Origin of the sequence: Ewingella americana ATCC 33852 (assembly GCF_000735345.1) — a bacterium.
Taxonomy (GTDB): Bacteria; Pseudomonadota; Gammaproteobacteria; order Enterobacterales; family Enterobacteriaceae; genus Ewingella; species Ewingella americana.
In genome coordinates this window covers 96,900-111,268 of sequence record NZ_JMPJ01000071.1, presented here as the reverse complement: position 1 = coordinate 111,268, position 14,369 = coordinate 96,900, and the positions used below count along the sequence as shown (strand labels likewise).

At 50.9% G+C, this 14,369-nt stretch carries 10 protein-coding genes, 2 tRNA genes and 1 pseudogene; all 13 read right to left on the bottom strand.

Annotated features, from left to right (window positions below):
* Nucleotides 1-77: 77 nt before the first annotated feature.
* The 13 genes and pseudogenes from pnp to ftsH all read right to left on the bottom strand — a co-directional run bounded on the left by pnp (nucleotide 78) and on the right by ftsH (nucleotide 14,357).
* Entirely contained in the window at nucleotides 78-2,198 is a 2,121-nt protein-coding gene (gene pnp, locus GEAM_RS20215; RefSeq protein WP_034795287.1) for a polyribonucleotide nucleotidyltransferase, read from the bottom strand.
* A gap of 273 nt (nucleotides 2,199-2,471) precedes the next feature.
* Nucleotides 2,472-2,741 carry a 30S ribosomal protein S15 gene (rpsO, locus tag GEAM_RS20210; protein WP_034795283.1) on the bottom strand — a complete coding sequence of 90 codons (270 nt, stop codon included), beginning with the start codon at nucleotides 2,739-2,741 and terminating at the stop codon, nucleotides 2,472-2,474.
* A gap of 123 nt (nucleotides 2,742-2,864) precedes the next feature.
* Complete coding sequence (gene truB / locus GEAM_RS20205) at nucleotides 2,865-3,809, bottom strand: tRNA pseudouridine(55) synthase TruB (RefSeq protein ID WP_034795280.1); 945 nt, start codon at nucleotides 3,807-3,809, stop codon at nucleotides 2,865-2,867.
* 2 nt (nucleotides 3,810-3,811) lie between these two features.
* The gene (gene rbfA, locus GEAM_RS20200) at nucleotides 3,812-4,222 is read right to left on the bottom strand and encodes a 30S ribosome-binding factor RbfA (protein ID WP_034795277.1); all 411 of its coding nucleotides are present in this window, start codon (nucleotides 4,220-4,222) and stop codon (nucleotides 3,812-3,814) included.
* 80 nt (nucleotides 4,223-4,302) lie between these two features.
* Nucleotides 4,303-6,996, bottom strand: coding sequence for a translation initiation factor IF-2 (gene infB / locus GEAM_RS20195; protein WP_034795274.1), 2,694 nt, complete (start codon nucleotides 6,994-6,996; stop codon nucleotides 4,303-4,305).
* Between the two features lie 24 nt (nucleotides 6,997-7,020).
* On the bottom strand, nucleotides 7,021-8,508 hold the full coding sequence (nusA, locus tag GEAM_RS20190) for a transcription termination factor NusA (protein WP_034795271.1): 1,488 nt from the start codon (nucleotides 8,506-8,508) through the stop codon (nucleotides 7,021-7,023).
* Nucleotides 8,509-8,529: 21 nt separating this feature from the next.
* Entirely contained in the window at nucleotides 8,530-8,982 is a 453-nt protein-coding gene (gene rimP / locus GEAM_RS20185; protein ID WP_072009938.1) for a ribosome maturation factor RimP, read from the bottom strand.
* A gap of 213 nt (nucleotides 8,983-9,195) precedes the next feature.
* Nucleotides 9,196-9,272, bottom strand: a tRNA-Met gene (locus tag GEAM_RS20180).
* 59 nt (nucleotides 9,273-9,331) lie between these two features.
* Nucleotides 9,332-9,418: transfer RNA gene (locus GEAM_RS20175), tRNA-Leu, on the bottom strand.
* Between the two features lie 99 nt (nucleotides 9,419-9,517).
* On the bottom strand, nucleotides 9,518-9,856 hold the full coding sequence (secG, locus tag GEAM_RS20170; RefSeq protein ID WP_034795265.1) for a preprotein translocase subunit SecG: 339 nt from the start codon (nucleotides 9,854-9,856) through the stop codon (nucleotides 9,518-9,520).
* 255 nt (nucleotides 9,857-10,111) lie between these two features.
* Nucleotides 10,112-11,452, bottom strand: coding sequence for a phosphoglucosamine mutase (glmM, locus tag GEAM_RS20165; protein WP_034795263.1), 1,341 nt, complete (start codon nucleotides 11,450-11,452; stop codon nucleotides 10,112-10,114).
* Nucleotides 11,439-12,294 (bottom strand): annotated as a pseudogene (gene folP, locus GEAM_RS20160) (dihydropteroate synthase). Before folP ends, glmM begins: the two are co-directional and overlap by 14 nt.
* Before the next feature lie 119 nt (nucleotides 12,295-12,413).
* Nucleotides 12,414-14,357, bottom strand: coding sequence for an ATP-dependent zinc metalloprotease FtsH (ftsH, locus tag GEAM_RS20155; protein ID WP_100938229.1), 1,944 nt, complete (start codon nucleotides 14,355-14,357; stop codon nucleotides 12,414-12,416).
* Between the last annotated feature and the right edge of the window lie 12 nt (nucleotides 14,358-14,369).

Sequence of the window (14,369 nt, the reverse complement as noted above, 5' to 3'; positions counted from 1 at the left end):
CAAGTGCATCCTGCGCTCGTGATACGAGCAGCTCTCTGCCTTAAAGACAGAGAGCTGTAAAACATATGTTACAGATATTACTCTGCTGAAGGCTCTGCAGTCTCATCGGAGCTTGGCGTAGTCGCTTCTTTGATGCTCAAGCGAACGCGGCCCTGACGGTCAACTTCCAGCACTTTAACTGGAACTTCTTGACCCATTTGCAGATAGTCAGTCACTTTCTCAACGCGCTTATCAGCGATTTGAGAGATGTGGACCAGACCTTCTTTACCGCCACCGATAGCGACGAAGGCACCGAAATCTACGATACGGGTAACTTTACCTTGGTAGATACGGCCAACTTCGATTTCAGCAGTGATCTCTTCGATACGACGGATAGCGTATTTCGCTTTCTCACCGTCGGTCGCAGCGATTTTAACTGTACCATCATCTTCAATTTCAATGGTAGTGCCGGTTTCTTCAGTCAGAGCACGGATCACTGAACCACCTTTACCGATCACGTCCTTGATTTTATCTGGGCTGATCTTGATGGTGTGGATACGTGGTGCGAACTGAGAAATATCACCGCGCGGCGTGCTGATAGCCTGTTCCATAACGCCCAGAATGTGCAGACGCGCACCCTTAGCTTGGTTCAGAGCAACCTGCATGATTTCGCGGGTAATACCTTCGATTTTAATGTCCATTTGCAGTGCAGTAATACCGTCACGGCTACCGGCCACTTTAAAGTCCATGTCGCCCAAGTGATCTTCGTCACCCAGAATGTCAGACAGAACAACAAAGTTTTCGTCTTCTTTAACCAGACCCATCGCGATACCAGCAACGGCCGCTTTGATTGGTACGCCTGCGTCCATCAGTGCCAGAGAAGCACCACAAACGGAAGCCATTGAAGAAGAACCGTTAGACTCGGTGATTTCAGAAACAACGCGCACGGTGTACGGGAAGTCTTCTGGTTTAGGCATCATAGCCAACACACCGCGTTTCGCCAGACGACCGTGACCAATTTCACGACGTTTTGGCGAGCCAACCATACCGGTTTCACCAACAGAGTATGGAGGGAAGTTGTAGTGGAACAGGAAGCTATCTGTCTTCTCGCCCATCAACTCGTCAAGGTTCTGTGCGTCACGGGCAGTACCCAGAGTTGCAGTAACCAGCGCCTGAGTTTCACCACGGGTGAACAGAGCAGAACCGTGAGTACGTGGCAACACGCCAGTACGCACGTCCAGACCACGGATCATGTCTTTTTCGCGACCGTCGATACGTGGCTCGCCACGCAGAACACGGCTACGAACAACGTTTTTCTCGATGCTGCCCAGCAGATCAGAGATTTCGCCCGCGTCCAGAGTCTCATCTTCAGCTTGCAGAGTCTGCAGAACTTCAGCTTTGATGGTGTTGATCTGAGTGTAACGCTCTTGCTTCTCAGTGATCAGGTAAGCATCACCCAGACGAGCTTCAGACAGAGCAGCAACGCGTGCGTGCAGTTCTGCATTCACGACTTCTGGCTGCCAGTCCCACTTCTCTTTACCCACTTCAGCAACTAAAGAGTTGATGTTGTCGATAACGATTTGTTGTTGTTCGTGACCGAACACGACTGCGCCCAGCATCTGATCTTCGCTCAGTACTTCAGCTTCAGATTCAACCATCAGCACAGCGCCCTGAGTACCGGCAACCACCAAGTCCAGACGGCTGGTTTTCAGTTCGTCAGCAGTTGGGTTCAGAACGTATTGGTCATTGATGTAACCAACGCGTGCAGCACCGATTGGGCCATTGAATGGAATACCAGACAGGCTAAGTGCAGCAGAAGCACCAATCATCGCCACGATGTCAGGGTTCACTTGTGGGTTCAGAGAAACCACGGTAGCAATAACCTGAACTTCATTCAGGAAGCTATCTGGGAACAGTGGACGAATTGGACGGTCAATCAGACGTGAAGTCAGCGTTTCGCCTTCACTTGGGCGGCCTTCACGACGGAAGAAGCTGCCTGGGATACGGCCAGCAGCGTAAGTACGCTCCTGATAGTTCACGGTCAGTGGGAAGAAGCTCTGACCTGGTTTAGCTTTTTTCTGGCCAACAACAGTAACGAATACTGCGGTGTCGTCCATGCTAACCATTACTGCGGCTGTCGCTTGACGTGCCATCATGCCGGTTTCAAGCGTTACGGTATGTTGACCGTATTGGAATTTACGAATAGTCGGATTAAGCAATGTAATATCCTTTTTTGTGGCGCGCAGCTGTTATGACAGCAGTTCACGCCGAAAAATATCCGAGCTTCTCACTACATTCTCGCGACTAATGACAATCCTTATATACCTGACAAAGTGGCAATAAAGTCTCTCATTAGCCGCGCGAAAACATCTGTAACGGAAGTTCATGTTCTTAAAAGCACTACAGAAACAACAGCCATACAGTAACCTGATTTGCTGTCGCTTCCTAGAATAAAGGGGCCTATTGGCCCCTTTACACTGAAACTCGCTTGATTAGCGACGCAGACCCAGACGCTCGATCAGGCTGGTGTAACGTGCTACATCTTTACGCTTCAGGTAGTCCAGCAGTTTACGACGCTGAGAAACCATACGCAGCAGACCACGACGGCTGTGGTGATCTTTTTTGTGCTCTGCAAAGTGACCTTGCAGATGGTTAATTTGAGCAGTCAGCAGAGCAACCTGAACTTCGGTAGAACCACTGTCGTTAGTGCCACGACCAAAGTCTGCAACGATTTGAGCTTTAGCTTCAACGCTTAGAGACATAATCATACTCCAAAATATTATAGATAATTAATACGGGTGCCGATCTCTAATTCAGCTACCCAATGCATAAGCTGCGCTATTCTACTCTTTGCATAATACGATCGCAAGGTGAGCAGAAATGGCTTACTCGGTGTATTCAACCACCAAACGACGCGGCGCAATGCGGCCATCATCGTCAATTTCACCGACGCCAATGAACTTACGTTCTTCGCCTTCGGTGATGCGCACCATGCCTGATGTCGGGGCGCCGGAAGCCTGAACGGGTTGCCCCTGCTTCACGTATCCCGCCACAACTGGCAACAGGTTTACTTCAGGGAAATCTTCACAGGCGCTGTCCATCGGCAACAGCAGAGGGTCCAGCAACAAGCGCGGTTCAATGCCTTCGGCTTCAGCCTGAGCGATCAGCGCGTGCAGCTGTTCCATCGTCACCATTCGTTCGAAAGGATAAGTCGCCACCTGCAAGCGACGCAGGTAAGTCACGTGCGCGCCACAGCCTAGCTTTTCACCCAAATCGTCAACGATAGTGCGGATGTAAGTCCCTTTAGAGCAATGAATCTCAAGCTCAACCTCAAAGCCTTCCCAACGAATGAACTTCAGTTCATACACGTTAATCGGGCGAGATTCGCGAGGAACTTCAATCCCCTGACGGGCGTACTCATAGAGCTTCTTCCCTTCGTATTTCAATGCGGAATACATAGAAGGAATTTGCTGAGTTTCGCCGCGGAAGCTGTCCAGTGCTTCATCCAACTGCTGTTGGTTAAAGGCGACATCGCGCTCGGAGATAATCTGGCCTTCGGCATCAGAGGTATCAGTGCGCTGCCCCATGCGGGCAACGACGCGATAACGCTTGTCTGAGTCCAGAAGGAAACGCGAGAACTTGGTCGCTTCGCCTAAGCAGAGTGGCAGCATACCGGTAGCCAGTGGGTCTAGCGCACCGGTATGGCCCGCACGGTTGGCGTTATACAGACGTTTTACTTTTTGCAGCGCGTCGTTAGAGGACAAACCAAGGGACTTATCCAATAACAGAACGCCGTGGATATCACGGCCGCGACGACGTGGGCGACTCATTCTTATTCCTCGTCATCACCTGCGGCAGAACGACGCTCAGCATCATTCTTAACTACATTTGTCACCAGGTTGGACATGCGCATGCCTTCAACCAGTGAGTTGTCGTAGGCAAAGGTCAGCTCTGGAACAACACGCAGACGCATGGCTTTACCAATCAGCGTGCGGATGAAGCCGGACGCGTCCTGCAAAGCTTTAATGCCATTCTTAACACGATCAGGGTCGTGATTGTCTGTTGTCAAAACATCTAAAAAGGTCACGAAGACTTTGGCATACGCCAGATCACGAGACACTTCGACGCCAGAAACGGTCGCCATGCCTACGCGTGGGTCTTTGACTTCACGCTGTAAGATGATGGCGATCTCTTTTTGCATCTCTTGGGAGACACGTTGGGTACGGCTAAATTCTTTTGCCATGATAAAACTCCTTCAGACAATCTCCAGACAAAGAGGGGGGCTCAAGGCCCCCCAACTGGATATAAGCGACGTCGCTAAGATTACGCGATGGTACGTTTGATCTCGATGATTTCGAAGACTTCGATTACATCGCCAGTACGCACATCATTGTAGTTCTTCACGCCGATACCACATTCCATGCCGTTACGAACTTCAGCAACGTCATCTTTGAAGCGGCGCAGGGATTCCAGCTCGCCTTCGTAGATAACCACGTTGTCACGCAGTACACGGATTGGGTTGTTACGCTTAATCATACCTTCAGTAACCATACAGCCTGCAATTGCGCCAAATTTCGGTGACTTGAACACGTCACGAACTTCAGCCAGACCAATGATTTGCTGTTTGTATTCTGGCGCCAACATACCGCTCATCGCCTGCTTAACTTCGTCAATCAGGTTATAGATAACGGAGTAGTAACGCAGATCCAAGCTTTCGCTTTCTACGACGCGGCGAGCAGATGCATCGGCACGAACGTTGAAGCCAAGGATGATAGCGTTAGAAGCAGCAGCCAGCGTTGCGTCGGTTTCGGTGATACCACCTACGCCCATACCAACAATCTTAACTTTAACTTCGTCGGTAGACAGATTTTGCAGCGCGTCAGAAATCGCTTCACAAGAACCTTGTACGTCAGACTTCAGAACGATGTTCAGTTCAGAAACTTCGCCTTCGGTCATGTTCGCAAACATGTTTTCCAGTTTAGATTTCTGCTGGCGAGCCAGTTTAACTTCACGGAACTTGCCTTGACGATACAGGGCAACTTCACGCGCTTTCTTCTCGTCACGTACAACAGTCACTTCGTCACCGGCAGCAGGAACGCTAGACAGACCCAGCACTTCTACAGGGATAGAAGGACCCGCAGACGCAATGTCACGGCCCATCTCATCACGCATCGCACGAACGCGGCCATACTCGAAGCCACACAGGATGATGTCACCCTTGTTCAACGTACCCTCTTGAACCAGAACGGTAGCTACTGGGCCACGGCCTTTGTCCAGGAAGGATTCGATAACCACACCGCTTGCCATGCCGCTGCGAACTGCTTTCAGTTCCAGAACTTCGGCTTGCAGCAGGATTGCGTCCAGCAGTTCGTCGATACCTGTACCTGCTTTCGCAGAAACGTGTACGAACTGAGACTCGCCGCCCCACTCTTCTGGCATAACGCCGTACTGAGACAGTTCGGTACGAACGCGATCTGGATCCGCTTCTGGCTTATCGATTTTGTTCACTGCAACCACGATTGGCACGCCAGCGGCTTTCGCATGCTGAACGGCTTCGATGGTTTGTGGCATAACGCCATCATCCGCAGAAACAACCAGAACAACGATATCCGTTGCCTGAGCACCACGAGCACGCATTGAAGTAAACGCGGCGTGTCCTGGAGTATCCAGGAAGGTGATCATGCCGTTTTCAGTTTCAACGTGATAAGCACCGATGTGCTGGGTAATACCACCGGCTTCGCCCGCTGCAACTTTCGTTGAACGAATGTAGTCAAGCAGAGAGGTTTTACCGTGGTCAACGTGGCCCATGATGGTCACAACTGGAGCACGTGGCTCAGCAGCTGCTGACGCACCCGTGTCACGGTCGCTCATCAGCGCTTCTTCCAGCTCGTTTTCACGACGCAGGATAACTTTATGGCCCATTTCTTCAGCAACCAGCTGAGCAGTTTCCTGATCGATAACCTGGTTGATGGTAGCCATTGCGCCCAGTTTCATCATGGTTTTGATGACCTGAGAGCCTTTAACAGCCATTTTGTTCGCCAGCTCAGCAACGGTGATGGTTTCACCCAACACAACGTCACGGTTTACCGCAACAACAGGCTTGTTGAAGCTCTGTTGCAGGGTGCTTGGCTTACGTTTGCCTTTACCATTACGACCCACAGCACGTGCTTCTTCGCGGTCTGCTTTAGATTCAGACAGTTTATTGCCTTTCTTCTGCTTGGTCGCTTTGCCACCGCGAGTACGGCTACGACGATCGCCTTCAACTTTGGCGTCATTTTCGTCTTCAGCTGCACGAGCGTGGGTAGAAGTGGTGACATGATAGTCAGCGGATTCGGATTCGCTTGGCGCAACAACTTCAGTCCAGACGCCAGAGTCAGCCATTTTACGGGCTTCTTCTGCAACGCGTTTCGCGTTTTCTTCGATCTTACGCTGGGCTTCTTCTTCCGTTTTGCGTTTCAGCTCTGCGGCTTCAGCTTCACGGCGTGCTTTCTCTGCCTGAGCTGGTTTGGTTACTTCGTCGGTATGATGATTTGTCACTTTGTCTTTTTCCGCTGCGTCGCGCTTAGCTTTTTCAGCGGCCTCACGTTTGGCTTGCTCTTCGGCGGCGCGCTGCGCTTTTTCTTGAGCTTCGCGCTGGGCTTGCTCGGCTGCTGCACGCTGTGCCTGTTCTTCCGCTTCACGCTTCGCCTGCTCTTCCGCTTCGGCCTGGGCTTGTTCAGCTTCGGTCATATCACGTTTTACATAAGTGCGTTTCTTGCGGACTTCGATTTGCACCGATTTACTCTTTCCGCCGGTGCTCGGAATGTTCAGTGTACTACGCGTTTTGCGTTGTAAGGTCAGTTTGTTTGGAGCACTGCCGTTTCCACGGTTCAAGTGCGCCAATAAAGTCTCTTTTTCTTGCTGGGTGACAGAGTCAGCTTCAGACTTGTCGATCCCTGCATCAGCAAATTGCTGTACCAGGCGATCAACCGGAGTTTGAATCTCTGCTGCCAGCGATTTTACGGTTACATCTGTCATGCTGTTCCTTCCTGCTACAGTTTATTACGCATTGTCGCCAAACCAGCAGATATTGCGCGCGGCCATGATAAGTTCACCAGCCTGTTCGTCACTAAGACCCTCAATATCCGCCAGATCGTCGACACCCTGCTCGGCAAGATCTTCCAGCGTACAAACCCCATGTGCAGCCAGTTTAAATGCCATGCTACGTTCCAGACCCGCCAGGTTCAGCAAATCTTCAGCAGGCTTATTGTCGCCGAGACTTTCTTCCTGAGCTAAAGCCAGAGTAGTTAATGCTTCTTTCGCACGTTCGCGCAGAGCATCTACCGTGTCTTCATCCAGGCCATCGATTTCTAGCAATTCTTTCATTGGCACGTAGGCCAACTCTTCGAGCGTTGAGAAACCTTCTTCTACCAAGACAGTGGCGAAATCTTCGTCGATAGCCAGATATTTGGTGAAGGTTTCAATCGCGGCGTGAGCCTCAGCCTGATGTTTGGCTTGCAGGTCATCCGCAGTCATTACGTTCAGTTCCCAACCACTCAGCTGAGAGGCTAAACGTACGTTTTGGCCATTACGACCAATCGCCTGTGCCAGATTGCTGGCTTCAACGGCGACATCCATAGTGTGTTTGTCTTCGTCAACCACGATGGAGGCAACATCAGCAGGCGCCATTGCATTGATAACGAACTGGGCAGGGTTGTCGTCCCATAATACGATATCGATACGCTCGCCGCCTAATTCGCTAGACACGGCCTGCACGCGAGCACCGCGCATACCAACACATGCGCCCACTGGGTCAATGCGTTTGTCGTTGGTTTTAACGGCAATTTTGGCGCGAGAGCCTGGGTCACGAGCTGCTGCTTTAATTTCAATCAGCTCTTCACCAATTTCTGGTACTTCAATGCGGAACAGTTCGATCAGCATCTCGTTACGTGAACGGCTGACGAACAGCTGTGCGCCACGGGCTTCTGGGCGGACGTCATACAGCACGCCACGAATACGGTCGCCAGAGCGGAAGTTTTCGCGTGGAAGCATGTCTTCGCGCAGGATAACGGCTTCAGCGTTGCTGCCTAAATCAAGGGCGATGCTGTCGCGGTTAACTTTCTTAACGACGCCAGTAACGATTTCGCCTTGCTGCTCGCGGAACTGCTCAACCACCATCGCACGCTCAGCTTCACGTACTTTTTGTACGATAACCTGTTTCGCGGTCTGGGTTGTAATACGGTCGAAGGTGACAGACTCAATCTGATCTTCGATGTAACCGCCTAATTCAATAGAAGGGTCTTCGTATTGGGCAGCTTCAAGGGTGATTTCACGCGTTGGTTGAGTAACTTCGTCAACAGCAACCCAACGGCGGAAGGTGTCAAAGTCACCGGTTTTACGATCGATGGTGACGCGGACTTCAATTTCTTGTTCGTACTTTTTCTTAGTCGCTGTCGATAACGCAGTTTCCAGCGCTTCAAAAATCTTCTCGCGCGGGAGTGATTTTTCATTAGAAACCGCTTCTACAACAGCCAGAATTTCTTTGTTCATCCTAGTTGCCTCATCCAAACTTTAAAAGTGGGGTACCAGGTTCGCTTTCTGGATATTGCTCAGCGCGAACACTTCATCTTTGCCTTCCACAGTAACCGTGATCATTTCGCCTTCGACAGCCTTAATAATTCCCTGCCATTTGCGACGGTTCTGCATAGCCATCCGCAGTACCAGACTCACCTCGTCACCGAGAAAACGTTGGTAATGTTCAGCGGTAAACATTGGGCGATCGAGACCGGGAGAGGAAACTTCCAGGTTGTATGCAACAGTGACGGGGTCTTCGACATCCAACACGGCGCTAACCTGGTGGCTGACATCAGCACAATTATCAACTGTGATCCCGTCTTCACTATCAATATAGATGCGTAGCGTCGATTGGCGAGCTCTTACGAACTCGATGCCTACCAGCTCGAAGCCCAATGCTTCAACCGGTGCTGAAATCATCTCTGTTAATTTTTGTTCTAATGTGGACAAGCCCACCCCCAAGACATAAAAAAAGGGCCTAATAGCCCAGTGATTCTGCTGCCAAATAACAAAAAACCCCGATAAATCGGGGCTTTATGAAACTGGACCCTGTTCGCCGAAAAGCGACTTCGGCGCAACTTTCGAAAGTGTTATTTCAAATTGAAACTACAGAACATGACAGGAGAAAACTGAAAGTCTATTTGAAATAAACACTTAGGGAAGTGGTTGCGGGGGCCGGATTTGAACCGACGACCTTCGGGTTATGAGCCCGACGAGCTACCAGGCTGCTCCACCCCGCGTCCGAAAACGTGGCAAATACTACGCCGATAACCGCTTAAAAGCAAGTTATCACAAAGATTGGTACCGAGGACGGGACTTGAACCCGTAAGCCCATTCGGGCACTACCACCTCAAGGTAGCGTGTCTACCAATTCCACCACCTCGGCACTTATTTTTCACAATCGCTTCTACTGTCCAAGCATAAGCCATTGATTGAAAAGCTTACTTCCACTTCTTTTTAAGAGCAATAACATTCAATCTACAGATTAATGAGGAACATCACTGTTAGGCGCTGCCGGAGCCGCTGGTGCAGTTGTAGTCTGCTCAGTTTTCGCTGGCTGACCCAAGTTCTCCCACTCACTACCTTGCTGGCCCTTATGGGTACTCATGTTGCCCAAGATCAAGCTAATAACGAAGAAAAGCGCCGCTAAAATAGCTGTCGTACGGGTCATGAAGTTACCGGAACCACTCGAACCGAACAATGTGCCAGAAGCACCTGCTCCGAAAGAGGCTCCCATATCAGCACCTTTACCTTGTTGCAGCATAACCATAGCCACCAGGCCGATTGCTACGAGAAGGAAAATCACCAGAAGAGCTTCGTACATAGTAGTACCTGTATCCTTGCGGGTTCACCGCATGCTAAATGCTTCTCACCAATTTAGTGGGTTTCAATGACCCACTGAAGCGGGTGTGAATACTAACCAAAGGTGTATGGGGACGCAAGGGCAATTTGACGAGGATTGTTCGTTTGCGGAAAAAAACGTCAAAAGCTGGCAAAGTCCGTGCGTATGAAAAATTTTGGGCCTTTTCAATGCTCAAAAAAAGCCCAAATTATTTTAAGAATCAGTGCGGTTAGCTGATTATGGCTTTGACGCTTTTACGGCATCAGCAATTCGGTTAGCCAGCATTTCAACTAACGCGCTGTCTTCGCCTTCGACCATTACGCGAATTAACGGCTCAGTACCCGATTTGCGCAGCAGTACTCGACCACGACCAACCAGCTGCTTCTCAACTTCAGCAGTAATGGTTTTCACTTCTTCAGTTTCGAGCGGGTCATGAGTACCAGCAAAGCGAACATTGACCAGCACCTGTGGCAGTAATTTCATGCCGCTGCACAGGTCGTGCAGGCTCATGTGGTTACGCGCCATCGCGGTCAACACTTGCAGACCTGCCACAATGCCGTCGCCCGTGGTGGTTTTGTCCAACAGGATCACATGGCCTGAGTTTTCGGCACCAATGCTCCAGCCCTTCTCTTTCATCTTCTCGAGAACGTAGCGGTCACCTACTTTGGCGCGAGCAAATGGAATACCTAGCTGCTTCAGAGCCAGTTCAAGGCCCATGTTGCTCATCAAGGTGCCCACCACGCCGCCTTTCAGCTGGCCTTGGCGCAGACCTTCACGCGCAATGATATACATGATCTGGTCGCCATCAACCTTGTTACCTTCGTGGTCAACCATGATGATACGATCGCCGTCGCCATCAAAAGCCAAGCCGACATCGGCCTTTTCAGCCAGAACGCGCTCTTGCAGCAGGCGAACATCCGTCGCGCCGCATTTTTCGTTGATATTCATCCCATCGGGTTCGCAGCCGATAGCGATCACTTTCGCACCCAGCTCGCGCATCACGCTTGGCGCAATGTGGTAGGTCGCGCCATTTGCGCAGTCGACCACGATTTTCAGGCCATTCAGGCTCAATTCGCTTGGGAAAGTGCCTTTGCAGAATTCGATATAGCGACCGGCGGCATCCACGATGCGGCTCGCTTTACCCAGCTCTGCCGACTCAACGCAGGTCAGCGGCTTATCCATTTCAGCTTCAATGGCTTCTTCTACGTCGTCAGGCAGTTTAGTGCCGTCGATGGAGAAGAATTTGATGCCGTTGTCATAATAAGGGTTATGAGAAGCAGAAATAACGATACCGGCTTCCGCGCGGAAGGTACGGGTCAGGTAAGCAACGGCCGGAGTTGGCATCGGGCCGGTGAAGGAGGCGGAAAGACCTGCGGCAGCAAGGCCGGCCTCAAGTGCTGATTCCAGCATGTAGCCTGAAATACGGGTATCTTTGCCAATAATAACTTTGCGCGAACCATGACGAGCGAGGACTTTACCAGCGGCCCAGCCTAGCTTTAATACAAAATCAGGCGTGATCGGGCTATCGCCAACTTTGCCACGAATGCCATCTGTACCAAAGTATTTACGGTTGCTCATAATTTTTATTCATCCCTTGCTGAAAGTGTTGCCTCAACGATACGCATCGCCTCGACGGTTTCTTTTACGTCATGCACTCTGATTATTTGCGCGCCCTGCATCGCAGCAATGACCGCGCAGGCAATACTTCCACTCACCCGGTTTTCGGGGGACACGTTGAGTAACTGCCCTATCATCGATTTTCTCGACATTCCGACCAGTAAAGGCAAGCCAAAATGGTGGAATTCAGCCAGTCTCGCGAGCAGCTGATAGTTGTGGTTCAAATTCTTACCGAAACCGAAGCCTGGGTCGAGCAACAATTTATTTTTCGGAATACCCGCGCTCACACAACGCGCAATTTGTTGCGTGAAATAGTCATCGATTTCGCCAATTAGATTGTCGTATTTCGGCGAGTGCTGCATGGTTTTTGGCTGACCCTGCATATGCATCAGGCAGACCGGCAGGCCAGTTGCCGCCGCGGCTTCTAGCGCGCCGGGCTCTTGCAGAGAGCGAATATCATTGATGATGTGGGCACCGGCGGCGGCTGATTCGCGGATAACCGCGGCTTTCGACGTATCAACAGAGATCCACACTTCCATTCGGCGGTAAATAGCTTCAACTACCGGTATCACGCGAGAAAGCTCTTCATCCTCGCTGACTTCAGCCGCGCCCGGACGCGTCGACTCACCGCCGATATCAATTATCGTTGCGCCAGCATCGACCATCGCCTGCGCATGCTGTAAAGCCAAATCAATGCGATTGTGGCGGCCACCGTCGGAGAAGGAATCTGGCGTAACGTTGAGGATCCCCATGACTTGAGGAAATCTGAGGTCTAACGAGACCCCTTGGGCGTTTAGCAGCATGCTGGTGTCCTGTCGCTTCTAATCAATATTCTGTGTCGTCGCTACATTATGCATAAAAAAACCCCGGGCAAGCCCGAGGTTTTTATTCACAACGTCAACAATGGGACACAATTACCGGCTTATTTGCCGCTAAATTGTTCACACATCGTGTTGCCTGGATTCGGCGTACGCGGTTCGTCTACTGGCGTTGGTGCTTTAGGGGCGCCACCGTCGTTGGAACTGTCGTTACCGTTTTTGGCGCTAGAATCATCCCAGCCAGCTGGCGGGCGAACATCTTTGCGATTCATCAGGTCATCAATCTGCGGCGCATCAATGGTTTCATATTTCATCAATGCATCTTTCATTGAATGCAGGATGTCCATGTTTTCCATCAACAGCTTACGGGCACGTTGGTAGTTGTGCTCAACCAGAGATTTCACTTCCTGATCGATGATACGAGCAGTTTCGTCAGACATGTGCTTGGCTTTCGCAACTGAACGACCCAAGAACACTTCGCCCTCTTCTTCTGCGTACAGCAATGGACCCAATTTCTCAGAGAAGCCCCACTGGGTAACCATGTTACGCGCAATAGAAGTGGCTACTTTGATGTCGTTGGATGCACCGGTAGAGACTTTTTCTACGCCGTAGATGATCTCTTCAGCAAGACGGCCACCGTACAGGGTAGAGATCTGGCTTTCGAGCTTCTGACGGCTGGCGCTAATCGCATCGCCGACTGGCAGGAAGAAGGTCACACCCAAAGCACGTCCGCGAGGGATAATAGTGACTTTGTGTACTGGGTCATGCTCAGGAACCAGGCGACCAATGATAGCGTGGCCCGCTTCGTGATATGCCGTAGATTCTTTCTGCGCTTCGGTCATCACCATGGAGCGACGTTCCGCACCCATCATGATTTTGTCTTTCGCTTTCTCGAACTCAACCATCGAAACAACGCGTTTGTTGCCACGAGCAGAGAACAGAGCCGCTTCGTTAACCAAGTTAGCTAAGTCAGCACCAGAGAAGCCCGGAGTACCACGTGCAATCACAGATGCATCAACATCCGGTGCCAGTGGCACACGACGCATGTGAACTTTCAGGATCTGCTCACGGCCGCGAACATCTGGCAGGCCAACAACTACCTGACGGTCGAAACGACCCGGACGCAGCAACGCTGGGTCAAGTACGTCTGGACGGTTAGTTGCAGCAATCACGATGATGCCTTCGTTGCCTTCAAAGCCGTCCATTTCAACCAGCATCTGGTTCAGCGTTTGTTCACGTTCATCGTGACCACCGCCCAAACCAGCACCACGTTGGCGACCTACGGCGTCAATCTCATCGATGAAGATGATGCATGGCGCTGCTTTTTTCGCTTGCTCGAACATGTCGCGCACACGAGATGCACCCACACCAACGAACATTTCAACGAAGTCTGAACCGGAAATAGTGAAGAAAGGAACTTTAGCTTCGCCCGCGATGGCTTTCGCCAGCAAGGTTTTACCGGTACCCGGAGGGCCGACCATCAACACGCCTTTTGGAATCTTACCGCCCAGTTTTTGGAAACGGCTTGGCTCGCGAAGGTAATCTACCAGTTCGCTAACCTCTTCCTTGGCTTCGTCACAACCAGCGACGTCAGCAAAAGTGGTTTTAATTTGGTCTTCCGTCAGCATGCGCGCCTTGCTCTTGCCAAAGGACATTGCCCCTTTGCCGCCGCCGCCCTGCATCTGCCGCATAAAGAATATCCAGACGCCAATCAACAACAGCATCGGGAACCATGAAATAAAGATAGAGGCCAGCAGGCTAGGTTGTTCTGGCGGTTCGCCAACAACTTTCACGTTTTTGCTCAGCAGCGTATCCAGCAATTTAGGGTCATCAACTGGGATGTAGGTCGTGTATTTGTTGCTATCTTTTTTAACAACGTCAATCTCACGTCCATTGATACGTGCTTCACGAATCTGGTCTTGGGTCAATTCGGACATGAAGGTAGAATAATCTACCCTACGGCCATTAGACTCGCTGGGCCCAAAGCTCTGAAATACAGACATCAATACAACCGCGATGACTAACCAGAGAATCAGGTTCTTCGCCATGTCACTCAAGGG

Bases quoted from the DNA above. Each gene is read 5' to 3' on its own strand.
- rpsO (WP_034795283.1), bottom strand. From the start codon at position 2,741: ATGTCTCTAAGCGTTGAAGCTAAAGCTCAAATCGTTGCAGACTTTGGT.
- truB (WP_034795280.1), bottom strand. From the start codon at position 3,809: ATGAGTCGCCCACGTCGTCGCGGCCGTGATATCCACGGCGTTCTGTTA.
- rbfA (WP_034795277.1), bottom strand. From the start codon at position 4,222: ATGGCAAAAGAATTTAGCCGTACCCAACGTGTCTCCCAAGAGATGCAA.
- infB (WP_034795274.1), bottom strand. From the start codon at position 6,996: ATGACAGATGTAACCGTAAAATCGCTGGCAGCAGAGATTCAAACTCCG.
- nusA (WP_034795271.1), bottom strand. From the start codon at position 8,508: ATGAACAAAGAAATTCTGGCTGTTGTAGAAGCGGTTTCTAATGAAAAA.
- secG (WP_034795265.1), bottom strand. From the start codon at position 9,856: ATGTACGAAGCTCTTCTGGTGATTTTCCTTCTCGTAGCAATCGGCCTG.
- glmM (WP_034795263.1), bottom strand. From the start codon at position 11,452: ATGAGCAACCGTAAATACTTTGGTACAGATGGCATTCGTGGCAAAGTT.
- ftsH (WP_100938229.1), bottom strand. From the start codon at position 14,357: ATGGCGAAGAACCTGATTCTCTGGTTAGTCATCGCGGTTGTATTGATG.